This is a genomic window from Streptomyces sp. NPDC050287 (assembly GCF_044459385.1).
Taxonomy (GTDB): domain Bacteria; phylum Actinomycetota; class Actinomycetes; order Streptomycetales; family Streptomycetaceae; genus Streptomyces.
Window position 1 is genome coordinate 291,132 of the sequence record NZ_JBITIY010000004.1, and the last position, 23,323, is coordinate 314,454.

General features: G+C 69.7%; 20 protein-coding genes. 17 read left to right on the forward strand and 3 right to left on the reverse strand.

The features are described from left to right. Positions 1 to 13 precede the first annotated feature (13 nt). The 4 genes from ACIBK3_RS16265 (at position 14) to ACIBK3_RS16280 (ending at position 5,668) form a co-directional block, all read left to right on the forward strand. On the forward strand, positions 14 to 1,075 hold the full coding sequence (locus tag ACIBK3_RS16265; RefSeq protein WP_399366029.1) for an NADP-dependent oxidoreductase: 1,062 nt from the start codon (positions 14 to 16) through the stop codon (positions 1,073 to 1,075). Positions 1,076 to 1,592: 517 nt separating this feature from the next. Continuing rightward, positions 1,593 to 2,651, forward strand: coding sequence for an ABC transporter substrate-binding protein (locus ACIBK3_RS16270; protein WP_399366030.1), 1,059 nt, complete (start codon positions 1,593 to 1,595; stop codon positions 2,649 to 2,651). A 97-nt stretch (positions 2,652 to 2,748) separates the two neighbouring features. Then, on the forward strand, positions 2,749 to 3,924 hold the full coding sequence (locus tag ACIBK3_RS16275; protein ID WP_399366032.1) for an ABC transporter ATP-binding protein: 1,176 nt from the start codon (positions 2,749 to 2,751) through the stop codon (positions 3,922 to 3,924). Between the two features lie 4 nt (positions 3,925 to 3,928). After that, positions 3,929 to 5,668 carry an ABC transporter permease gene (locus ACIBK3_RS16280; RefSeq protein WP_399366034.1) on the forward strand — a complete coding sequence of 580 codons (1,740 nt, stop codon included), beginning with the start codon at positions 3,929 to 3,931 and terminating at the stop codon, positions 5,666 to 5,668. A gap of 79 nt (positions 5,669 to 5,747) precedes the next feature. On the opposite strand, the gene ACIBK3_RS16285 is transcribed toward ACIBK3_RS16280, so the two are convergent. From ACIBK3_RS16285 to ACIBK3_RS16295, 3 genes are all read right to left on the reverse strand, one after another. Then, positions 5,748 to 7,073, reverse strand: coding sequence for an MFS transporter (locus ACIBK3_RS16285; RefSeq protein ID WP_399366036.1), 1,326 nt, complete (start codon positions 7,071 to 7,073; stop codon positions 5,748 to 5,750). 255 nt (positions 7,074 to 7,328) lie between these two features. Continuing rightward, positions 7,329 to 7,964, reverse strand: a complete 636-nt coding sequence (locus ACIBK3_RS16290) for a TetR/AcrR family transcriptional regulator (RefSeq protein WP_399366038.1) — start codon at positions 7,962 to 7,964, stop codon at positions 7,329 to 7,331. A gap of 289 nt (positions 7,965 to 8,253) precedes the next feature. Continuing rightward, entirely contained in the window at positions 8,254 to 8,709 is a 456-nt protein-coding gene (locus ACIBK3_RS16295) for a hypothetical protein (protein WP_399366039.1), read from the reverse strand. Here ACIBK3_RS16295 and ACIBK3_RS16300 point away from each other — a divergent pair. The 13 genes from ACIBK3_RS16300 to ACIBK3_RS16360 all read left to right on the forward strand — a co-directional run bounded on the left by ACIBK3_RS16300 (position 8,675) and on the right by ACIBK3_RS16360 (position 23,272). Continuing rightward, positions 8,675 to 8,962, forward strand: a complete 288-nt coding sequence (locus ACIBK3_RS16300; protein WP_399366041.1) for an SDR family NAD(P)-dependent oxidoreductase — start codon at positions 8,675 to 8,677, stop codon at positions 8,960 to 8,962. The two genes, ACIBK3_RS16295 and ACIBK3_RS16300, sit on opposite strands and share 35 nt — an antisense overlap. 431 nt (positions 8,963 to 9,393) lie before the next feature. Further along, positions 9,394 to 10,395, forward strand: coding sequence for an ATP-binding cassette domain-containing protein (locus tag ACIBK3_RS16305; RefSeq protein ID WP_399366043.1), 1,002 nt, complete (start codon positions 9,394 to 9,396; stop codon positions 10,393 to 10,395). Continuing rightward, positions 10,392 to 11,750: an ABC transporter permease gene (locus tag ACIBK3_RS16310; RefSeq protein WP_399366045.1), complete on the forward strand. Its 1,359-nt coding sequence runs from the start codon at positions 10,392 to 10,394 to the stop codon at positions 11,748 to 11,750. The genes ACIBK3_RS16305 and ACIBK3_RS16310 overlap by 4 nt, the downstream gene beginning before the upstream one ends. A gap of 4 nt (positions 11,751 to 11,754) precedes the next feature. Next, positions 11,755 to 14,511: an alkaline phosphatase family protein gene (locus ACIBK3_RS16315; RefSeq protein WP_399366047.1), complete on the forward strand. Its 2,757-nt coding sequence runs from the start codon at positions 11,755 to 11,757 to the stop codon at positions 14,509 to 14,511. Between the two features lie 142 nt (positions 14,512 to 14,653). Then, positions 14,654 to 15,079 carry a hypothetical protein gene (locus ACIBK3_RS16320; RefSeq protein WP_399366049.1) on the forward strand — a complete coding sequence of 142 codons (426 nt, stop codon included), beginning with the start codon at positions 14,654 to 14,656 and terminating at the stop codon, positions 15,077 to 15,079. Between the two features lie 161 nt (positions 15,080 to 15,240). Continuing rightward, positions 15,241 to 16,071: an ABC transporter ATP-binding protein gene (locus ACIBK3_RS16325; protein ID WP_399366051.1), complete on the forward strand. Its 831-nt coding sequence runs from the start codon at positions 15,241 to 15,243 to the stop codon at positions 16,069 to 16,071. 13 nt (positions 16,072 to 16,084) lie between these two features. Continuing rightward, complete coding sequence (locus tag ACIBK3_RS16330) at positions 16,085 to 16,942, forward strand: ABC transporter permease (protein ID WP_399366053.1); 858 nt, start codon at positions 16,085 to 16,087, stop codon at positions 16,940 to 16,942. 134 nt (positions 16,943 to 17,076) lie between these two features. Next, the gene (locus tag ACIBK3_RS16335; protein ID WP_399366055.1) at positions 17,077 to 18,201 is read left to right on the forward strand and encodes an ABC transporter substrate-binding protein; all 1,125 of its coding nucleotides are present in this window, start codon (positions 17,077 to 17,079) and stop codon (positions 18,199 to 18,201) included. 54 nt (positions 18,202 to 18,255) lie between these two features. Further along, positions 18,256 to 19,317, forward strand: coding sequence for an LLM class flavin-dependent oxidoreductase (locus ACIBK3_RS16340; protein ID WP_399366057.1), 1,062 nt, complete (start codon positions 18,256 to 18,258; stop codon positions 19,315 to 19,317). Next, positions 19,317 to 19,976: a cysteine hydrolase family protein gene (locus tag ACIBK3_RS16345; RefSeq protein WP_399366059.1), complete on the forward strand. Its 660-nt coding sequence runs from the start codon at positions 19,317 to 19,319 to the stop codon at positions 19,974 to 19,976. The genes ACIBK3_RS16340 and ACIBK3_RS16345 overlap by 1 nt, the downstream gene beginning before the upstream one ends. A gap of 5 nt (positions 19,977 to 19,981) precedes the next feature. Then, a complete protein-coding gene (locus tag ACIBK3_RS16350; RefSeq protein ID WP_399366826.1) occupies positions 19,982 to 21,307 on the forward strand; it encodes an NtaA/DmoA family FMN-dependent monooxygenase in 1,326 nt (441 codons plus the stop codon). 1 nt (position 21,308) lies between these two features. Further along, positions 21,309 to 22,763 carry an MFS transporter gene (locus tag ACIBK3_RS16355; protein WP_399366061.1) on the forward strand — a complete coding sequence of 485 codons (1,455 nt, stop codon included), beginning with the start codon at positions 21,309 to 21,311 and terminating at the stop codon, positions 22,761 to 22,763. Continuing rightward, a complete protein-coding gene (locus tag ACIBK3_RS16360) occupies positions 22,760 to 23,272 on the forward strand; it encodes a flavin reductase family protein (RefSeq protein ID WP_399366063.1) in 513 nt (170 codons plus the stop codon). The genes ACIBK3_RS16355 and ACIBK3_RS16360 overlap by 4 nt, the downstream gene beginning before the upstream one ends. Positions 23,273 to 23,323 lie beyond the last annotated feature (51 nt).

Here is a 23,323-nt window from a genome sequence, read left to right on the forward strand (position 1 = left end):
GGGAGGAGCGGCGATGCAGGGCCGTGAGGTATGGCCGATCAGATACCCACGCGGCGACGTCCGCGCGTCGGACTTCCGCGTCGTCGAAGTCCCGGTGCGGCCGCCGCGACCGGGCGAGGTACTGGTCCGGAACACGTGGACCTCCGTCGACGCGGCTCTCCGTCTGCGGCTCAGCAAGACGGCACCACCGGGATACTTTCCCGCTTTCCCCCTCGAAGAGCCCATGGACGGCATCATGACCGTCGGGGAGATCGTCGAGTCCCGCGCCGACGGATTCGCCCCCGGCGACACGGTGTGGCATGCCTCCGGCTGGCGCGACTACGCGGTCGTCGAGGCGGAGAAAGAGGCACTCGGCGGCGTCGGCACACTCACGAAGCTCGACGTAGGCGTCGCACCTGCGCAGGCCTACCTCGGCGTGCTCGGCGGAACGGGGCTCACCGCCTACGCCGGCCTCTTCCATGCCGCGGGCCTGCGCGACGGCGACGTCGTATGGGTCTCCGCCGCGGCCGGCGCCGTCGGCAGCCTCGCCGCGCAGATGGCCAAGATCCGCGGGCACCGCGTCATCGGCAGCGCCGGTTCCGACGAGAAGGTGCGCCACCTCCGGGAGGAGCTCGGCCTGGACGCCGCCTTCAACTACAAGTGCGGCGCCCTCCCCGACCTCCTGCGCGAGGCCGCTCCGGACGGCATAGACGTGTACTTCGACAACGTCGGCGGCGACCACCTCGAAGCCGCTCTCGGAGCACTGCGCACGTCGGGCCGCGTCGCGATCTGCGGCATGATCTCGCAGTACGCGGCACAGGAGCCGCCGCACGGCCCCGGAAACCTCATGCTGGCGGTCACGAAAGGCCTGACGATTCGCGGCTTCCGCGGCAGCGGCCACACTCACTTGCTGCCCGAGATGAGCCGGCAGGTGGGTGCGTGGGTCCGTGAAGGCCGCCTGAGCTGCCGCGAAACGATCGTCGAGGGACTGACACAGGCGCCGGTGGCGCTGGCGGGACTGCTGCGAGGCGACAACACCGGTAAGACACTTGTGCGGATCGACGGCGTCCCCCATGGTGAGAGCGCCGCCGGCTGAGGCGACCGAGCGAGGCGCCCAGGAGTCGCCCCGGATACACCGGGCCCAGCACCGGTTTCTCGTCGCCTACACCGAGTCCAGCAGCGTTTCTCGTCGCCCCTCCCGGCGCGAACACTCATGCCGCTGCCCGGTCCATCAGCACTTCGATCGACCCGGTACTGAACTGAAATAAGTCCAGCACAGCCAGCGGGCGCCGGCCCGGTCGCACGGCCGGCCGACGCGCCACACGCCGCGCGCGGACAACGACCGTGCGGCGACCACCGCCGGAAAGACATCTCCGAGCCCACAGGGGTCAAGCCCCGCTCCCCACACTCAACGGGCCGGGGCCGAGCGAGGCCGACCGCCCCATGCCGCCGCGCCAACCCCTCCAAACCGGCGGCTGCGCATTCTATTGCCTAACCGAGTTCAGTTTGGTAGCTTCACGAAATCTTGGCCATCCGGCCACCGTCCAGCGCGAAGTCCACTCGGTTGTGCGCCGGTTCGGCCCGGGAGCCGGTTTCATGTAAGGGAGCCGAGAATGAGATCAGATCCGCGACGGCGCGGGGCTTTGCTCATCCTGCTGTCGATCACCACACTGCTGGTCGCCGCGTGCGGCGGCGGCAACAACGCCGAGTCCAAGGTCGTGCCCGCATCGGCGGGTATGGACCAACTGGTCGCCGCAGCGAAGAAAGAAGGGCAGATCACGGTCTACTCGGCCCAGGATCTGACCTCCCTCAACAACCTCGCGAAGGCCTTCGAGGCCAAGTACCCGGGGATCGACGTCAAGACCGTCCGGGGCGTCGACGGTGACCTCGGGGTGAAGGTCGAGACGGAGTTCAACACCGGCAAGCACATCGCCGACATGTACGTCAGCGCGAGCCTGTCCTGGGTGAAACCGCAGGCCGAGGCCGGGAGGTTCCTGGCGCCGACCGGCCCAGAACTGACCGGCAAGGGCGACTACGACACCAAGCAGTACGTCCACGAAGGCAACTACTTCGAGACCAACTCCGCGGTGCTCACCTTCGGCTGGAACACCAAGCTCCATCCTCAAGGGCTGACCGACTACCCGGACCTGCTCGACCCGTCCCTCGCGGGCGGCAAGATCGGCGTCGTCGAGCCGACGGCGCCGTCGCTCGTCGACTTCTACCTGTGGCTGGAGGAGACGTACGGCGCCGACTACGTGAAGAAGCTGGCCGCCCAGAAGCCGCGCATCTACCCCAGCTCCCTGCCGATGGGCGAGGCTCTGCAGTCCGGCGAGATCGCCGCCGGCAGCTTCATCGCACCGATCGCGATCGATCCCGCGAAGAAGAAGGGCGCACCGGTCGACTACCGCATGCCGCCGCACGGCGCCTGGGGTGCCCGGTACTACGGCATGGTGCTGAAGGGCGCCCCGCATCCCAACGCGGGACAGCTGTTCGCCAACTTCATGGTGACCGCCGAGGGACAGAAGCTGATCACGCCGTCCGCCGGCTCGGTGCTGCCCGACGTCCCCGGCACAGTGATCACCAACGACAAGGTGCGGGTACAGGATCCGGCCAAGCTCACGCCGGACGCCGTGACCGCGTACCAGAAGAAGTGGAAGTCCCTGTTCCAGTAGGGGCGTCGGATCTGTCGGCCAGTGCCGACGCACAACAGTGTGGGCACCCGCCTCGACGGGTGCCCACTCACTCGGTCTTTGGATGTGAGGAGTCCCCGTGTCCCACGTGCGCATCGAGGGTCTGACGAAAAGGTTCGCCGGCAAGCCGCCGGCTGTGGCGGTGGACGACCTGTCGCTGGAGATCGAGCCGGGCGAGTTCATCGTTCTGCTCGGCCCGAGCGGCTGCGGGAAAACCACGACTCTGCGCTGTCTGGCCGGTCTGGAGACGCCCGACGAGGGACGCATCTCGCTGGGCGACCAGACCGTGCTGGACGTACGAGGGAAGGTGAGCCTCCCACCGAACAAGCGCCGCATCGGGATGGTGTTCCAGTCGTACGCGCTGTGGCCGCACATGACAGTGCGCCGCAACATCGGATATCCCCTGAGAACCAGACGGGTGGCCCGTGAGCAGGCGCGCACACGGATCGAGGAGACGGCGGAGCTCGTCGACTGCGCCGCCCTGCTCGACCGCTTTCCGGCGCAGCTCAGTGGCGGCCAGCAGCAGCGGGTCGCCCTGGCCCGAGGCTTGGCCGCGCAGCCCGACCTGGTGCTCTTCGACGAGCCGTTGAGCAACCTCGACGCCCGGCTGCGCGACCAGGTACGCGCCCAACTGCACGAGTTGCACGCACGGCTGGGCTTCACCGCCGTGTTCGTCACCCACGACCAGAGCGAGGCCCTGGCGCTCGGCGACCGCCTGGCGATCATGAAGGCCGGGCGGATCGAGCAACTGGACACGCCGGAGCGGGTCTTCGAGGAGCCGGCCACGGAGTACGTCGCCGGCTTCATCGGCATGTCGAACCGGCTTCCACTCCGGCGGCAGGGCGCGGGCTGGGCTCTCGCCTGCCGACCGGGCGCCGACGGCGAGGCCCACGCGCCGGGCCAGGCGGTGGTCGACGAGCTCCCGGTGCCCCGTTCGCAGAGCGAGGTCACTGCCCGGCTGCGCCCCGACGACCTTCAGCTCTGTCCGGTCGAGGAGAAGCCGCCGCCGCAGGGCGTCGGCCTCGCGGCGGAGGTCGTGGACGCGCAGTTCGGCGGCCGGCACATGGACGTGGTCGTCGCGATCGGGGACAGCCGTCTGCACGCGCAGGCGCCCCTGACCGGCAAGCCGTGGGCCCGGGGTCTGTCGCGCGGACAGCGAGTGACCGCCTGGTTCACCAAGGACGCGGCCATCTACTACGACGCCGACGGGGTGCGGACAGCCGAACACGCGCCCGCCGCCGCAGTGAGGGCGTGACATCGTGGCCGCACCCGCCGTACCCGCCCCCGCACCCCTCACGACACCGACGCCCTCGGCCCCACCCCGCCCGACGGCGGTGACCCGTGCGCGGCGCCACCTGCCACGGCTCGGCGCGCTGGTGTTCCTGGCCGCCATCGGCTACCTGGTGATCGCTCCCCTGGTGGGCCTGCAACGGCTGGCCTTCGAGGACGACGCCCGTGGCTACAGTGCCGCCTTCGACAACCCGGACATGGCCGGGACGCTGCGCACGACGGCCGGTATGGCGCTGGGCTCACTGGCCATCGCGCTGGTCCTCGGCACGTTCCTGGCCTGGGCGTCGACCCGCCTGCCACCCCGGCTGCGACTGCTGCGCGTCCTGCCCGTCCTGCCCATCGTGGTCCCGGCCGTGGCGGCGGTGACCGGCTGGGCCTTCCTGTTCTCGCCCCGCCCCGGCTACCTCAACGCGGCGCTGCGCAACCTGCCCTGGTGGAACCATCTCGACGAGGGCCCCGTCGACATCTACACGCTGCCGTGGATCGTCCTCATCACCGGCTTCGGCCTGACCGCCTTCGTCTACCTCTTCGTCAGCGCCGGCTTCGGCAACATCAACGCCGAGCTGATCGAGGCGGCACAGGTCAGCGGATCGTCGGCCGCCGGAGTGTTCTTCCGGGTCACGCTGCCGCTGCTGCGCCCGGTCCTGGTGTACGGCGGGTTCGTGGCTCTGCTGCTGGGGCTCGGCCAGTTCACGGGACCGCTGCTGCTCGGCAGGAACAAGGGCATCGACGTACTCACCACGGACATGTACGTCGCCGTGTCGCAGAGCCCGGTCGACTACGGTCGGGCCGCCGCCATCGGCTCACCGCTGCTGCTCTTCGGCATCGCCGTCGTCGTGTTCCAGAAGGTGATCCTCGGCGACCACAGCCGGTTCGTCACCCACGGCGGCAAGGCCTTCCGAGCCGGCGGGCGGCCGTCATGGGTGGCGGTCACGGGCATCGTCCTCTACGGCCTGGTGGCGCTGGCGCTGCCGCTGGGCGCACTCACAGTGGTGTCGCTCTCCGCCTTCTGGAGCGGCAGGATCGAACCCAGTGGGTTCACGCTCGACAACTTCCGGCGCGTGTTCCAGGAGTCGGGGATCACCGACGCGATCGTCAACAGCCTCGTCACCTCGGTCGTCTCGGTGGCCATCGCGCTCCCGCTCGGCTTCGTCGCCGCCTCGCTCCTCCTCAAGGGGCGCCGGTTCCGCATCATCCGGGCGGCCGTCGACTTCGTCGTGGCGATGCCCCTCGGGATCCCCGCGGTCGTCTTCGGCGCCGGTTTCCTGCTGACGTACAGCCGCGAGCCGTTCATCCTGTACGGCACCCGTTCGGTGATCGTCCTCGTCTATGTGACGCTGATGCTGCCCTTCGCCACCCGGATGCAACTGTCCGCGATGGTGGCACTCGGCGACACGTACCTGGAGGCCTCGCGTACGAGCGGCGCGGGTGCGGTGCGGACCAACAGCGAGATCGTGCTGCCTCTGCTGCGCCCCACGCTCGCGGGTGCCGCGGCGCTGATGTTCGTGCTGCTCACCCACGAGTTCACCGCCTCGATGCTGGTACGGGCGCCCACGACGCAGGTCATGGGCACCATCCTCTTCGACTACTGGTCCAACGGTTCCTACCCGCTGGTGGCGGCCATCGCGCTCGTCATGACGCTGGTGACCTCGGCGGGTGTCTTCGTGGCCATGTCCGTCGCCGGCTCGGACATCTTCGAGAAGCTCTGACGACCCATGACGCGGCATGCCGCCAGAGCGCGGAACGGTGCTCCCCGCCCACTGCACCGGCAGGCACCCGACGTTTCTCCTATACATCCTTGCGGACGGTGAGCAGGGAACCGATCCCGATCACACAGACCACCATGACGAAGAACGCCGGTGAGAGCTGGTTCCCGGTCCGCTGGACCAGGAAGGTCGCGATGTAGGGAGCCGTGCCGCCCGCGAGGACGGTGCCGATGTTGTACCCGATCGCCATGCCGGTGTACCGGACCCGGCGTTCGAACAGGTGCGGCCACAGACTGGCCGCCGGGACCTGTACGAACGCGCTGCTCACCATGAAGAGGAGGTAGGCGACGCCGGCCAGGGCCAGACTGTGCCGGCCCATGAGCAGCATCGCGGGGTAGGCGGTGACCAGGAATCCCAGCAACCCGAAGAGCAGGATGCGCCGGGAGCCGAACCGGGCGGCGAGCCGGCCGGCCGGCACCATGAGCAGCACGGTGACGAGCACGACGCCCGCGCTCAGCCAGAGCACGCGCGTGGCGTCGTACCCCAGGTCGGTGGTGAGGTGGATGCCGATGTACGTCAGTCCGAGGAAGATGGCGCCGCCCTGCGCCATGGAAAGGCCGATGGACTGCAGCAGTGCCGCGCGGTGGGTGGACAGGACCTCCCGGATCGGGGCCGTGGGAATGTCGGCGCGCCGTGCGGCCTCCTCGAACTCCGGGGTGTCCTCGATCCGCAGCCGGGCCCACAGGCAGAACAGGGTGAGCGGCACGGCCATGAGGAACGGCAGCCGCCAGCCCCAGTCGGACATCTGGTCCTTCGTTGCGAGCGCGGAGATCACACCCGCCGTGGCGGCCGCGAACATGAACCCGAGGTTGGACCCGATGGGCGTGACGGCGCCGAGGAAGGCCCTGCGCCGGGGCGGCGCCGACTCGTAGATGTAGGTGTAGGCGCCGACCGACTCGCCCCCGGTGGAGATGCCCTGCACCAGCCGGGCGAGCAGGAGCAGCACCGCGGCACTCACGCCGATCTGGCTGTAGGTCGGCAGCAGACCCGTGACGCTGCTGGCCACGCCCATGCACACCACCGAGGAGACCAGCGCCCTGCGACGGCCCCATCGGTCGCCGAGCCACCCGAAGAAGACGCCGCCGACCGGGCGCACCACCAGGCCCGTGGCGAACACCGCGAGCGTCGCCAGGAGCGAGGCCGCCGGATTCTCGTTCGGGAAGAACTGGGGAGCGATCACCACGGCGAGATAGCCGTAGACACTGAAGTCGTAGTACTCGATCAGGGTGCCGAGGCTGCCGGCGAGCATCGCGCGGCGCACCGTACGCGGATCGTACGCCGCTGATTCCGCCTCTGATCCTGCCCCTGGCTCCGCCCCTGATGTGGCGGAACGCTGAGTGGCGCTCATGCTCGGACGCTCCTTCCCCGGCCCGGTCCGGTACCGTGCCGACGTCCGGGACGGTACAGAACTGAACTCAGTACATCTAGCCTTGGTGCAGGAGTTTTTGCCGTGGCCCTTATGGTTACGGGGTCGACACAGTGTGAAGGCTTCCGATTTTGAACTGGGTTCGATTTGGCCTTGAGTGCTGTCGCACGCTTGGTCCTGAGTGCTGCCGCACGCTCCCGCCCAGGCAGGTACTCGCGGACCGGGCGCCCGCGGGACTCAGCGCACGCCGGCCAGCCGCAGGGCGAAGTCGCCGTACTGGTAGACGACCTGATCTTCCGTCAGGTCACCGTCCTCCCGGTACCAGACGGGCACGCCCATCCCCAGATCCAGGATGGCGTAGGAGGTCAGCTTCACCGTGGTGATGCTGAAACGCTCGGCCCGCACTCCTTCGCTGAGCAACGTCCGGAACGCGTGCTCGTAGGCCGCGCGCCGCTCAAGGACCTGCGTGCGGTGGGGCTCCTCCAGGCTGCGGATCTCCCGGGTCCCCACGAACGCTTCGAGTCGGTGCCGGGCGTGGTAGCGGACATGAGCCTCGGCGGCCCGGCGCAGCCGCTCCACCACGTCCTCACAACCGGCAACCGCGACGCGGTGGTTCCGTAGCAGGTCGTCCATGGTGCCGGTCATGATCTGGGTGAGCAGCTCCTGCTTGGAGCCGACGTGCTTGTACAGACTCGGCCCGCGCATTCCCACCGCTTCGCCGATGTCAGCCATCGTGGTGGCGGCGTACCCGCGCTCGGCGAACAGGACGAGGGCCGCGTTCCGGATCTCCGCCGCGCGCGGTCCCGGGCCCCGGCCGGCCGTCGTGCGGCCCCGGGCAGCTGCCGCCGGCTGCTTGCCGCGCTGTGACGTCACGTTCCCCTGCCTTGTCCCTCGCCATCGGGCATCGAGCCGGCATCCGCCGGCTGAGGAGGCGTAGCCGGCGGCCCGCATGCACGTCGCCCAGCTCACCGTAATGCATCCGAGATCGCACTCGCTTCTGGAGTGCCAGTTCACGGAACCGCTGCATCCGCTACTGAACGTCGGGCCGACCGGGCGGGGTCTCATCGACGCGCGCGCCGAGGGGAACGTCCGGGGCGTCGGGGAGTGGATGCGGCCGCACGGGCGAGCGGTGTGCGGTCAGTGTCCCGGGCCCGTCCGCCGGTCAGGGCGCAGGGTGCTGCGGAGGGGGCGGCGGCGGTGTACGCCTGCGTTCGATTCTGGACCAGCCCTGGGGGGTCACGCGGTAGTGGTCCCCGTCATCGGCGTCCATCCGCGAGTGGCCGTGCACATACAGGGCCTCCCCGTACTCCTCGAAGCAACCGCCGGTCCTCTCCCGCAGCAGTGTATGGAAGTGGTGCTCCAGCACATCCTGCGGAGAGAGGAGCCGCCGGACCTGGACCGGCTCCAGCAGATGCGCATGCCCCTGCTCCCGCGCGACGTCCACGGCGCGCCGCCCGTCCCGGGTGCGCTGTGTGCGCCAGGCGCCGTGCGCGATCAGCCGGGAGACGACGGCGAAGTCCGCGCCGTGCCAGGCCGCTTGATGCAGGGGGGCGTAGCCGGTGCGGTTCCCCGGCCGGGGAAGGTTGACCCAGCTCGGCGCGGATCTCTCCGAGGGCAACCTCGGGCGCGACAAGTCGCTGCTCGACACGGATCTCGACGTCTGGCAGCGCACCCTGGACGTCAACGTGGTCGGGTTCGTCCGAACCGCTCGCGCCGTCCTGCCCCACCTGCTCGCGAACGGCTCAGGCAGCATCGTCAACACGTCCTCGGGTGCGGCGGTCAGCGCCACCGACGGCAAACGCCCCGCCTACGGCGCCTCGAAGTCGGCGCCAAGAACTGGGGACCTGAGGGGGTGCGGTGCAACGGTGTGATGCCGGGCCTGGTCATGGGCGAGACGCAGCAGGAGCAGAACGACGTTCAGTGGATCAACGGCCAGGTGTGGGCGATCGACGGTGGCGCCAACATGCGCGCGTAGCCCTGCGTTTCCCGGAGCGGGCCGTCCCCAGCGACCCGGCCCGCTCCGGGCTTTGCCCAATTCTGGTTCGCTGCTGGTTAATTCATGCACTCGGATTTGCCGTGGCCTTACCCTGAGAAGGATTCAACCGGCAGCTTGTTCACGGTCAGGGATATCTGACACCCCGGATGATCCACGATCCGTCATCAAAAGCTGCTGAACATATCAGCAGGTCACCGATCTGGTGTCTGCCGGATCTTCTTCCGTTCCATCAACGTTCAATCAGCCGTTCCTGCTTGCGCTTTAATCAGTCCCTAGGGTCCCTGAAGGCTTCGAAAGAAGGGACCCATGGACACACTCCATTCAGTCCGGGCGCGCGGGATCACCAAATGTTTCGGCGACGTCGTCGCACTCGACGGCATCGACCTGGATGTGCCGCAGGGTCAGATACACGGCCTGGTCGGGCCGAACGGCGCCGGCAAGACCACGTTGCTCGGGCTCCTGCTGGGTCTGGCCGTCGCTGACAGCGGCCGTCTGGAGATCCTGGGTACGCCGGTCGGGCGGGCGCTCTCCGCTCCCGAGGGTGTCGCCGGTTTCGTGGACGGGCCCGGGCTCTATCCCTCGCTCACCGCGCGGCAGAACCTCGCCGCACTCGCCGCTCTCCGGGGCGGCGACGCGCGGACAGCGGGAATCGACGACGTGCTCGACCAGGTCGGTCTCACCGATGTCGCCGACGACCGGGCCCGTGGTTTCTCCCTCGGCATGCGTCAGCGGCTCGGGCTCGCCGCCGCCCTGCTCATGAAGCCCCGGCTGCTCGTGCTCGACGAACCGTCCAACGGCCTCGACCCGGCCGGCAAAAGGCACGTACACGGTGTCCTCAACCGGCTCGCGGCGGGCGGAACCAGCGTCGTGCTCTCCAGCCACCGCATGGACGACCTCGAGGTGCTGTGCTCCGGGGTCACCATCCTCGCGACCGGACGCGTCGTCTTCTCGGGCCCGCCCGCCAAGCTGGCCGCCGAGAACCGTGAGCTCGACTACCGATTGCTCACCTCCGACGCACAGGCCGCCCGCAAAGAGGCTGCCGACACGGCCGGGATCCGTGTCGTCGACGGCGTCGGGGCGCGCTACGGCGCCGAGGCGCTCGTGGTGCGTGCGCTGGTGCCGGCTCTCGACGAACTGGTGGTGCGGCTCGTCCACGCGGGCGTCGCGGTACGGGAGCTCACGCCCGTGGTGTCCCCCCTCGAAGCCGCGTTCCTCGCCCTCACCGACGAGCCCACCGAACAGCCCGCCGGACAGCCCGCCGGACAGCCCGCCGGACAGTCCGCCGACCAGGAGGAGTCCGACAGATGACCGCGACCATGGTCGACGACCGCGCTGCCGGTGCCGGCCGCGTCTCGGTACCGCGCGGCTACCGCTTCGAACTGGTCAAACTGGTCTCGCAATGGCGGATCCGCCTGCTCGTCCTCGCCTGCTGGATCGCGCCGGGCCTCTTCGTCGCCGCGGTGAGCCGGCAGAGCACGCTCCCCTCCGACACCCTCTTCGGTCGCTGGATGCACGCCACGGGGTGGGCCGGACCTCTGGTGATGCTCGGCTTCGCGGGCACGTGGGCGCTTCCGCTGCTGACCTCGGTGGTCGCCGGTGACGTGTTCGCCTCCGAGGACCGGCTCGGTACCTGGCGGCATCTGCTGGTGGCGGTCCGCTCCCCCCGGCGGATCTTCGTGGCGAAGGCGCTGGCCAGCCTCAGCGTCATCCTGCTGCTCGTGGCCGGGCTGGCCTGTTCCAGCGCGGCCGGCGGGGTTCTGGCGGTCGGCGACCATCCGCTGGTCGGCCTCGACGGCCACCTGCTGGCGCCGTCGGACGCCGCCGGGAGGGTCGTCCTCGCCTGGGTCTGCGTGCTCGCGCCGACGCTTGCCCTCGCCGCGATCGGACTGCTCGGGTCCATCGCGCTGGGACGGTCCCCGATGGGGCTGCTGCTGCCGGCGCTCTTCGCGCTGGCCATGCAGGTCGCCCAGATGCTGCCGCTTCCCGTCGCCGTCCGACTCGCCCTGCCCAGTTACGCCTTCATCGCCTGGAACGGTCTGTTCACCAGCCCGGCACAGGTCGGACCGCTCCTCATCGGCATCGTTGTCAGCCTGGTGTGGGCCGTACTCGCGACCGTGCTCGCCTGTCTGCTGTTCCTGCGGCGGGACTTCACCAATCTCACCGACGACGGCTCGGCGCGCCGTGCGCTCGTCACCGGGCTCCTGCCGCTGGCCGGACTGGCCGCCCTCACGGTCACGGTCGTCGCCGTGGCACTCCCGTCCGTGGGTTCCGGGATCCGGCAGGACAAGGTGCAGCGGTCTCTCGCCACGGCGTTCGCCCACCTGTACCGCTTGCAGACCCGGCAGCTCAACCGCCCGGACGTCACCGAGGCGCAACTGCGGGCCTCGGCGGCGTGCGACAAGGGCGCCGGGCAGGTCACCGCCGAGGGGCCGGGCAACGACTGGCGTTGCGTCGTCTCCTGGCATCTCCCCGACGTCGAGGCCACCGGCACGGCCGTCTACCAGCTCGACGTCACCTCCGACGGGCGGTTCGTCGCCGACGGCGACGGACCGAAGGAAGTGAACGGCTACTTCCTGGTCCGGACCCCGGTCGGGGACGCACCGAACCCGCTGTGGCAGTTCGACGGCAACGTCGAGCTGCTGTCCACCACCCCGAAGGGATAACCCCATGCAGGTCACACGCCGCCGCAGGCGTGTCGAGGAGGAGCGTTCCGGCTTTCTCGGCAGACGCATCAGCCGCCGTCTACCCCTGCTGACGGCGGGCACCACCGCTGTCGCCCTGGTCGCCGCCGGCACCGCTTTCGCCACGACGCACCAGTTCGGCACGGACCAGGTCGGCCAGGTCACCGACCACGGCCAGGTCATCTCCAGCGACCAGTACCTCGCCCCGTACGGCGAACGCCTCGTCGTCAACAACGGCAAGATCATGTCGTCCTCGGTCAGCCCGGACGGCACCCACCTCGCGGCCTCGGTCACCGACGGTGGGGCGGCGTTGTCCATCGTGGACCTGAAGAGCTGGAAGGTGCAGCAACTCGTCGGCAACGCCGCGTCGTCGACCCCGCGCATCGGCAGCAACAGCGTGGGCCAGGAGGGCCCCACGTACTCGCCCGACGGCACGCAGCTGTGGCTGGGCCAGACGGACGGCTACACCAGGTTCACGGTGAACCCGGACGGCACGGTCGCCAACCCGGTGTCCGTCAGCATCCCGGCGGACGGCGACAAGCACGCACTGGTGGGCGAGGCGGTGTTCTCGCCCGACGGCTCCACCGTGTACTCCGCCGTCAACGGCCAGAACCGGGTGGTCGCCATCGACGCGGCGACCGGGGCCGTCAAGCAGAGCTGGGCCGTGGGCAACGCCCCGCGCGACCTGGTCAAGGTCGGCGACAAGCTCTACGTCAGCAACGAGGGCGGCCGTCCGGCGAAGCCCGGCGACAGCACCATCAACTCTTACGGCACTCAGGTGCCGGCCAGTCCGGTGACCGCTGCCACCACCACCGGCACGGTCAGCGTCATCGACCTGGCGAACCCGTCCGCCGCCGTCGGGGCCATCAACGTCGGTCTGCACCCGACCGCGTTGTACGCCAAGAAGGGCGCGCTGTTCGTCACCAACACCGCCACCAACGACGTGTCGGTGATCAACACCGCGAGCGACAAGGTCGTCCAGACCATCGCCACCCAGCCGTGGCCCGAGGCGTCCGTGGGCTACGAGCCCGACGCGGTGACGCTCACCGACGACGGTCACCTGCTGGTGACGCTCGGCCGCGCCAACGCGGTCGCCGTCTACCGGTACACGAGCCCGCAGATGCCGGTCAGCTACGTCGGCCTGCTCCCGACCGACTACTTCCCCGCGGAGATCGCCACCGTCGGCAAGCAGGTGGTCGTCTCCAACACCCGTGGCATCGATGCCCGCCGCCCCACCACCAGTGCCGGGCACGGCACGCACGACACCACGTCGAGCCTGCAGCGGTTCACGCTGCCGAGCGACCGTGTCATCAAGTCCGAGACGGCCAAGGTCTTCCAGCAGAACGGCTGGACCGCCGGCTCGGTCACGCAGGCCAAGGGCACGAGCCACGCGCTGCCGGTGCCGGTTCCGCAGCGGCTCGGCGACCCGTCGACGATCAAGCACGTCTTCCTGATCGTCAAAGAGAACCGGACCTACGACCAGGTCTTCGGTGACGTCCCGCAGGGCAACGGCGACCCGTCGCTGGCGGAGTTCGGCGAGAACGTGACGCCGAACCAGCACGCCCTGGCCGAGCAGTTCGGCCTGTACGACAACACGTACGACATCGGTACGAACTCCGCGGAGGGCCACAACTGGCTGATGCAGGCCGACGATCCGGAGTACACCGAGTCCTCGGCCGGTGAGTACCAGCGCAGTTACGACACCGAGGACGACGCTCTGGGCCACCAGCGGACCGGGTTCCTGTGGACCGGTGCGCAGGCGGCGGGCAAGTCGGTGCGGGACTTCGGTGAGTTCCAGCAGTTCCTGACCAAACCGGCGGACGCGAGCTGGCAGAACCTGTACTGCGACTCCAAGAACATGGCGGCGACCGGGCAGGACACCGCCTACCCGCTGAACTCCTCCTCGCCGATCCCGTCGCTCAACAGTGTGTCGGTGCCCGGTTTCCCGAAGTTCGACACCAGCGTCCCGGACGTCTACCGGGAGCAGATCTGGAAGCGGGACTTCGAGAAGAACGGGCCGGCGAACCTGAACATGTTCTGGCTCTCCAGCGACCACACCGGTGGCCCGGCGAACGCGGCCGCCCAGGTCGCGGACAACGACCTCGCGACCGGCAAGATCGTTGACGAGATCTCGCACAGCAAGTACTGGAAGGACTCCGCGATCTTCGTCGTCGAGGACGACTCCCAGGCCGGCCTCGACCACGTCGACGGTCACCGTGCCCCGATCCAGATCATCAGCCCCTGGGCGCAGCACGACACCGTGGACAACCACTACTACTCGCAGATCACGATGATCCGGACCATCGAGCAGATCCTCGGGATCCACCCGATGAACCAGAAGGACAGCGCGGCCAGCCCGATGCGCGGGGCGTTCACCCCGCATCCGGTCTACACGCCGTTCAAGGCGCTGCCCAACCGGACCTCGCTCACCGACGGTCTGAAGACCCCGCCCGCCTGCGGCGTGGACACCCCGGCTCCGCAGGACCCGAGTGCGGCCGCCGTGCCGTCGGCGAAGGTGCCGGCGGACAAGCAGGCGCTCGCGGCGCAGTGGGATTCGTGGAAGTCCAAGCAGCGGCTGACCGGCCCCGACGCGGTCCCGGACTTCGCCAACCCCGCGCAGATGAACCACTTCACGTGGTACCAGACACACGGGTGGAAGAAGCCGTATCCGGGCGAGTCCAAGATCTTCGCGCCGAAGGACGTGCCCGGCGCCTACATCCCGTCCTCGGAGTCCGACGGCTGACACACACCGCCGCACCGAACCGTCATGAGGGGCCCCCGGTCTGCGTCACCGCAGGCCAGGGGCCCCGCCCGGCTTCGAGGTGTTTCCCGGCGTCGAGCGGACCGAAACACGCAGGAAACGGGCCCTTCGTACCCTCCTGCACGTGCACCTGACAGTCCTTGACTCCCCCAGCGAGTGGAGCCGGTTCACCGAGGCCTCCATCGAACGCCGGATGCTGCTCGCCCTCGGCGACCGGCTCGGTACCAGGCTGCGCCCGAGGCCGCTGATGCTGCCCGACGGCAGCCGCGTCGAAGTGGAGGGGATCGACGACGCGGGCCGCGTACTGGTCCAGTTGGTCGGCAACCAGGGCGCCTACAAGCCCGCGTACCGCAACAAGGTCATGGCGGACATGTTCAAGCTGCTGTGGCTGCGGGACTCGGTGCCGACGGCCGAGCGAACGGTGCTCCTGGTCACGGAGCTGATCGTGCAGGCCCTCGGCGGCTGGGTGGCACGCGCGGCGGCGGACCTCGGGATCGAGATCCACGTCTTCGACGGCACCACCGCCGTCCCACTTCGCCACCGAACGTAAAGTCCCCGAAACACACCACGGTGGCGGATGGAAACACAGGGCTCCTACGGTCGACGACACCTAAGCGGATTTCCGCGTGGCAGTCACCCGCACTCGCCACGCACGCTCTCCGACTTCCAGGACCGGGCCTTCGTGCTCGCTACATGGATGGGAGCGTGAAGGTGACTGGTACGCCAGCACTCGAACTACGGTCGGTGCACCGGGTCTACGGATTCGGGCCGTCCGCGACGAACGCCCTGGACGACGTCCGGCTGACGGTGCCGCCCGGCCGCTTCGTCAGCCTCATCGGTCCCAGCGGCTGCGGCAAGTCGACCCTGCTGCGCCTCGTCGCAGGCCTGGAGCGGCCCGACCGCGGCGAGGTCCGGGTGCACGGTGTCCCGCCCGCGAAGGCATGCGCCGCCAAGATGATCGGCCTGGTACCGCAGAGCCCGGCGTTGCTGCCCTGGCTGTCCGTGCTGCGGAACGTCACACTGCCCCAGAAGATCAACAAGGGTGCCGCCGGGCGCCGCGAACGCATCGCCGGCTTCACCGAGCGGGAGGGCGCGCCGGCCGCCCCCGACATGCGGGAACTCCTCGTCAAGGCGGGGCTCGGCGAGGCCATGCACAAGCTCCCGGCGCAGTTGTCCGGCGGTATGCGGCAGCGTGCCGCGATCGTGCGTGCCTTCGGCCTGCGGCCGGACGTCCTCGTCATGGACGAGCCGTTCTCGGCCCTGGACGAGTTCACCCGCGAGAGCCTTCAGGACCAACTGCTCGATCTGTGGGACGAGTTGAAGACGACGGTCCTGTTCGTCACCCACTCCGTCCCCGAGGCCGTACGGCTCTCCGACACCGTGATCGTGATGGCCCCCGGCCCCGGCCGCATCGTGGACACCATCGACGTCGACCTGCCCCGTCCGCGCGGTGAACGGCTCTTCGGGGAGCGCCGCTTCCACGAGTACGAGGATCTGGTCCGAGACCGGCTGCGCCGTGCCTGGCGCTCCGAAGCCGCGTGAGGGGGGCGAGGACATGACCGTAGCCGACGAACGCGCCACCGCTCCGGCGACCGAGGCCCGTCCGCCCGTCGAACCGTCGCGCTTCAGCCTCGGCCATCCGAGGTCGCGGGTCGCGTGGATCCGCCCGGCTGTCTGGCTGCCGCTGCTCGTGACGCTGGCGGTCCTCGCCGCTCTCTGGCAGTGGGGAGCGGCGAAACTTCCGTATCTGCTGCCGCCGTTGCCTGCCGTCGGCAGCTCGCTCGCCGGCCAGTTCGGCTACTACGTCGACAACGCCCTGGTCACCCTGGGCGAGGCGGCGGCCGGACTGGCGATGGGGTTCGCCGCCGCGTTCGTCCTCGCGGTGCTGACCAGTGAACTCCCCCTCGTACGCCGGGCGGTCATGCCGATCGCCGTCGTCCTCAACGTCACCCCGCTCGTGGCGATCGCCCCGGCCCTGGTCGTGGCCTTCGGCTTCGGGCCGCTGCCCAAACTGATCATCGCCGGCCTGATCTGCTTCTTCCCGATCCTCATCAACACGGCGGCCGGTCTGCGGTCCGTACCGCAGCAGGTGCTGCAGGTGTACCAGACGATGGACGCAGGCCGGCTGGAGCTGCTGCGGCACGTGCGCGTCCCCCACGCGCTGCCGTACGTGTTCGCGGCGCTGCGCATCGTCTTCCCGCTGTCGATCGTCGGCGCGGTGGTGGCCGAGATGTCCGCGTCGGGATCGGCCGGCGGCCTCGGCACCGCGATCAGCGTGGCCTCGTCGATGAACCAGCTGCCGGTCGTATACGCCTCGATTCTCGTCCTCGCGGTCATGGGTGTGCTGCTGCTGCTCGCCGTGACGCTGGTCGAGCGCCGCGTCCTGCACTGGCACGACAGCGCACACAACTGACTCGCCCGCACACCTGCCTGCCCGCACGTCGCTCCACCCACCCGTGGCCCGCGCCGGCGGGGCGCTCGGCGAGCCATGCCTTCCTCTCTCATCCACACCCTTCTCCGGCGACCGTCGCCAGACTGGAGTCACCCATGCCGTCCAAGCCGTACCGCCGTATCAGATCCGCACTCGCCTCCCTCGCCGCCGTCGCGCTGACGGCCGTCGTCGCGGGATGCGGCTCGGGCTCCGGCGACAGCACCTCGACGGGCTCGGAGGGTTCCGCGATCTCCGCCGAGCGCTGTGCCGAGAACAAGGCCGCCGGCAAGATCACCTACCTGTCGGGCTACCAGTACCAGTCCTCGGTGTCGATCCTCGAGTACATCGCCGCCGCCAAGCTCGGCTACTTCAAGGACCTCTGCCTCACCGTCGACCTCAAGCCCGGCAGCGGCGACACGGCGCAGAACACCAAGCTGCTCGCCGGCGGACAGGCCACCGTGAGTCCCGTCGCCGAGCAGGACGTCATCCAGGCCCGGGCCAACGGGATCGACATCACGGGCATTTCCTCGTACTCGAACGCCGGCCTCGAGATCCTGATGACGAACAAGGACATCACCGACCTGACCCAGCTCGACGGCAAGGTCGTCGGCCACAAGGGCTACGTACCGGCCACCGTCGAGGCGATGATGGTCAAGGCCGGAGTCAAGTGGGACTCGCTCAAGCTGGTCAAGCAGGGCTACGACCCTTCGGTGCTGCCGCGCAGGCAGGGCGGCCTCGAAGCACTCACCGGGTTCGTCTCCAACGAGCCCAACCAGCTCAAGGCGGCCGGTGACGACGTCACCGTGTGGAAGCCCGTCGACTACGGTGTCCCGAGCTCGCTCGGCGCGATGGCGGTGAACCCGGCGTTCGCCAAGGAGCATCCGCAGGCCGTCGAGGACATCCTGCGCGCCGCCCTGCACGCCTACGGCTACTGCTCGTCCGGTGCCCGGCACATCGCCGAATGCGTCGGATACGCGGCGCAACTGTCCGGACCGACGTACGACAAGAAGCTGAACACGACGATCTGGAAGACCGAGATCAAGGTCGCCGAGGACAACCCGTCGCCCGGCCGGCCGTTGGGCGGTATCGACCTCAAGAACGTCGCCGCGCTCGTCGGCATGCTGCACCAGTTCAAGATCGTGCCCGCCGGCGTGACCGCCGCCCGGGCCAAGGGATGGTTCGACACCTCCCCCGTGACGAACATCTACGCCGCCGACAAGCTTGTCTGGCCCGCACCGTAGCCGCACCCCTGGCCCCCACGCGGCAGCAGAGAACTCACGGAAAGGCCCACCAACGTGCCCGCGAAAGAGTACGGAATCTTCCTCCCCATCGGAAACGGCGGATGGATGCTGTCCACGACCGCGCCCCACCCCGAGGCGACCTACGCGTGGAACAAGCGCGCGGCCCTGCACGCGGAGACCATCGGCCTCGACTTCATCATGTCGATGGCCAAGTGGCGCGGCTTCGGCGGCAGCACCGACCACTGGGGCCGCTCGCTGGAGTCGATGACGATGATGGCGGCGCTCGCCGAGGCGACCAGCCGGGTCAAGATCTGGGCGACCCTGCACGCCAACGTCCACAACCCCGCCCTCGCGGCCAAGATGTTCGCCACCCTGCAGGACATCTCCGGCGGCCGCGCCGGCATGAACATCGTCAACGGCTCCTACGCGGGCGAGTTCGAGCAGTTCGGGGAGTGGAACCCGCGGCTCACTCACGCCGACCGCTACCGGATGACGGAACTGTGGACGGAGGCGGTCACCCGGCTGTGGACCGAGGACTCCGTCACCATGCACACGCCGTACTTCGATCTCGTCGACTGCCAGTCGCGCCCGCATCCGGACAGCCGCCCGACCCTCATCAACGCGGGCCGCTCGGAGGAGGCGCGCCGCTTCCAGGCCACGTATGCCGACGGGGCCTTCCTCGCCGCCGAGACCCTCGACGAGATGCGGATGCTCTCGGCCGACGTCCATGGGCGGGCGAAGGCCAACGGGCGGGTCTGCAAGACCTACTCCATGCTCACCGTCGTCCAGGACGAGACAGACGAGCTCGCCGCCAAGAAGGTGAAGGAGTGGGGCGCGGGCCTCGACCGCGAGGCGCTCACCCATATGCGCCGCACCTGGGGCGTGCCCGAGGACCAGGCGCGCGCGTGGGCCGAGGGCGCCGCGGGAGAGGCGGCGTTCCAGACCGCGTACGTCGCGGGATCGGCGCGGACGGTCACCGACCACATCGAGTACATCGTCCGCGAGGCCGACCTGGACGGGCTCATGCTGATCTTCCCGGAGTACGACGAGGACATGCTGCTGTTCGGCGACACCGTGCTGCCGGCTCTGCGTGAGCGCGACGAGGTGGCGGCCTGATGTCCGACCTGCGCGACAGACAGCTCGCCCACCTCTCCCGGCCCGGCAGCGGACCCGCGCTGGTCGTGGTCGACGTACAGCGGGACTTCGCCGATCCGGACCGTCTCGCCGCGTACGGCCTGACGGAGGCCGCGCTGTCGGCGCTCGACCGGGCGGTCACCCGCGTCGGAGAGCTCGTCGACGCCGCCCGAGCCAGTGAAGTGCCGGTCGTCTGGGTCGAGTTGGGCAGCGACCCCGCCAGGCCGTGGCGGTCGGGCAACTGGCTGCGCTCAGGTGACTACGACGCGCCCATGAGTCCGGACGAGCCGTGTGTCCTCGGTACGCCCGGGGCCGAGTGGTACCGCGTGCGGCCCGCCGGGGGCGAAACGCGCGTGGTCAAGCGCGGTTACAGCGGATTCCTCGGCACCGATCTCGACGCGCGGCTCCATGCGGCCGGCTGCGACTGGCTGACCGTCGTGGGCCTGACGAGCGAGTGCTGTGTCGACGCGACCGCCCAGGACGCCGTACAGCTGGACTGGCCCGTCGTCGTCCCCCGGGACGCGACGGCCGCCTACGACCTCGACGTCAACGCCGCGGCCCTGGTGCAACTGGGACTCAACGTGGCCCTGCTCAGCGACACCGACGAGGTCGTCGGCCTGTGGGAGAAGGGCGTGCGGTGAACGGCATGCACATCGCCTTCGACCTCTCCTTCACCCACACCGAGGGCGCGTGGGCCCGGCAGGGCTCCTGGGTCGGACAGGACTTCCCGGACGTACGCATGTACATGGAACTGGCGCGGACGGCTGAGCGGGCCGGTGTCGGCATGTTGTTCTTCGGCGACGGAAGCGGCATACCCAGCACCTGGCGCGGGAGCATCGAACCGGCCGTGGAGTGGGGCATCCAGTGGCCACGGCACGACATGTCGCCGGTCATCGCGGCCCTGTCCACCGTGACCGAGAAGATCGGCTTCGGCCTGACGTACTCGTCGACGTTCATGCATCCGTTCTACGTCGCCCGGCTGCTCAACTCGCTCGACCATGTGACGGGCGGGCGTATCGCCTTCAACGTGGTCGCCTCGACGCGCGGCGCGGACGCGGCGAACTACGGGTTCGCCGAGTTGATGGACCACGACCTGCGCTACGAGCGGATGGAGGAGTTCGTCGCGGTCTGCCGCGCGTTGTGGGACTCGGTGGCACCCGACGCCATCGTCCGCGACCGGGACACGGGCCGGTTCGCCGACCCCGCGAAGGTGCACCCGATCGATCACCGAGGGCGCTTCTTCACCGTCAAGGGCCCGCTCGCGTCGGTACCCAGCCCGCAGCACCACCCGGTTGTCGTCCAGGCGGGCAACTCGCCCCGCGGTATCGCCGCGTCGGCCCGGTTCGCCGATCTGATCTTCGGCTTCGGCGGCAACCTCATGGCTCAGCAGCGTCACCGCGAACTGCTCGACGAGGCGCTCCTGGCCGAGGGACGCGACCCGGCCGAGGTGGGCATCCTGTGGGCCACGCAGGTCATCGTCGGACGTACGACGGCCGAGGCACAGGCGCGCCGCGACGCGGCGCAGGAGTTCTGGAACGAGGAGGCCGTCGCCACCTACCTGTCGCACAACGCCGGTTACGACCTCTCGACGCTTCCGCGGTCGTTCCGCCTGGCCGAGTTGCGCGACGCGATCGTCGCCGCCCACGCGAGCCCCGCGGGCCTCGTCGGCTCGCTCATCGCCGAGTTCGGCGAGGACCACACGATGAGCCGGAGCGAGTTCTTCGCACACGGCCGCGGGCGGGCGACGGGGCTCGACCACAGCATCGTCGGCGACAGCGCCACCGTCGCCGACGCACTGGAGGAGAACTTCGCCGCGACCGGGTCACGCGGCGGCTACATGCTCTCCTGCCCGCTGGCCATGCCCTCGGGCTTCGCCGACATCAGCGAGCTGCTGCTGCCGGAGCTGCGCCGTCGCGGCGCGCTCGCGCCGGCCTACCCCGGCGCGACGCTGCGCGAGAACCTGGCGGTGTGAGATGGGTGCGGCGAGCGAGCGACGCCACTGGCTGGCTCTGGGCAGCCTGTGCGCCGGGTTCTTCATGCTTCTGCTGGACAGCACCATCACCTCGGTCGCGCTGCCCGCGCTGATCACCGGCCTGCACACCACCGAGACCCTCGCGATCTGGGTCAACAGCGGCTATCTCATCGCCTACGCCGTGCCCCTGATCATCGCGGGACGGTTGGGCGACCGCTACGGCCACCGGCGTGTCCACCTGGTCGGGCTCGCGGCGTTCACCCTCGGGTCACTGCTGTGCGCGCTGGCTGACACCATCACGGCACTGATCGGGTGGCGGGTGGCCCAGGGCGTCGGTGCCGCGTTGATGACTCCGCAATGCCTGACCATCATCAAGGCACTGTTCCAGCCGCCGCGCCTCGCTGTCGCGCTCGGCACCTGGGGCGCGGTCGGCGGAGCCGCGGTGGCCGCCGGCCCCCTGGTGGGCGGCGGGCTCGTCGCCGTCGGCGGCTGGCCCGCGGTGTTCTGGGTCAACGTCCCGCTCGGCGTCGCCGCGATGGCCGCCGTGGCCGCGTTCGTGCCGGCCCTCCCCCGCCAGAAGGTGGGTATCCCGGTGTGGGCGATCTGCGCGAACGCGACGGGCGTCGGCGCACTCGTGCTCGGCGTGCAGGGCACGGACGCCGCGAGCGCCGACGTCCTGGACGTACCCCGGTGGCTGCTCGCCACCGTCGGCGCGCTGGTCGTCACGGCCGTCGTGTGGCTGCAACGCCACGACGGGCAGCGGGCGTTGGTGCCGATCGTGTTGCTGCGCAGCCGCGGGTTCCGCACCGCGGCCTGGGGTGCCGCCGCGGCGGCCTTCTGCTCCGGCTCGGCCATGATCCCCCTGATGCTCTACCTCCAGCGGGAGCGCGGGCTCGACATCGGAACGGCTGCCCTCACGCTCGTCCCGATGGGTGTGCTGTGCCTGCTCGGCGCGCCGGTCTCGGCCCGGCTCAACAACGGCATCGGACCCCGTGCGGTCGCCGTCGTCGGCTCCCTCGCGCTCGTCCTGTCCATCGGCGCGTCGGCGGTGCTCGTCGCGACCGACGCGCCGATCCCCGCTCTGACCGCCGCCTTCGCGGTGTACGGGGTGGCCAACTCGTTCCTCTGGTCACCCCTGTCCATCGCGGCGGTGAGCGCGGTCGCTCCGCACAAGGTCGGGGCGGCGTCGGGAGCCTTCAACGCCATGAAGCAACTCGGTGCGGTGCTCGGCAGCGCCGTCTGTGCCGTGCTGCTGGCCGGCTTCGGGTACGCGGCAACCCTCGGCGGACTCGCCGCCGTCGGACTGCTCTGTCTGCTCCTGTCCGCGGTCCTCGAAGTCGACCAAGTCGACCACGTCGACCACGTCGACAAAGGGGACCGAGTGGACCATCCCGGGGCCTGCCCCACGCAAGGTCACCACCAGCTCGACGCCGCGAAGACGAGGGCCGCACGATGACGTCGCAGGAAAGCTTCACCTCGGATCCCGGCGAGATGAAGAGGGCGTTCTCCGCGTTCCCGTCGGGAGTCGCGGCGCTCTCGGCCCGCGTCCACGGCGAACCGGCCGTCATGATCGTCTCGTCGTTCGCCGTCGGCGTGTCCTACAACCCGCCCATGGTCTCCTTCGCCGCCCAGCACACCTCGACGACCTGGCCGGTGCTGTCCGGCGCCAAGGCGATCGGCGTATCCGTCCTGGGCGAGGGCCACAGCGACAAGGCCCGGCAACTCGCCTCCCGCAGCAAGGAAGGCCGGTTCGCCGGCCTCGGCACGGTCGAAGCGGCATCCGGCGCGATCTTCCTCCAGGGCGCGCCGGTCTGGCTGGAGTGCGCCGTCGAGCACCGTTATCCGGCCGGCGATCACGACATCATCGTGCTGCGGGTGCTCGCCATGATGACCGACGACGACCGCAGTCCGCTGGTCTGGCACCGCCAGACACTCAAGTTGCTGGGCAATGGTCCAGCCCACTAAACGCTGCACGACCCCTTTCGCGCTCACGAACGTCGTGGCATGCTCTCCGCC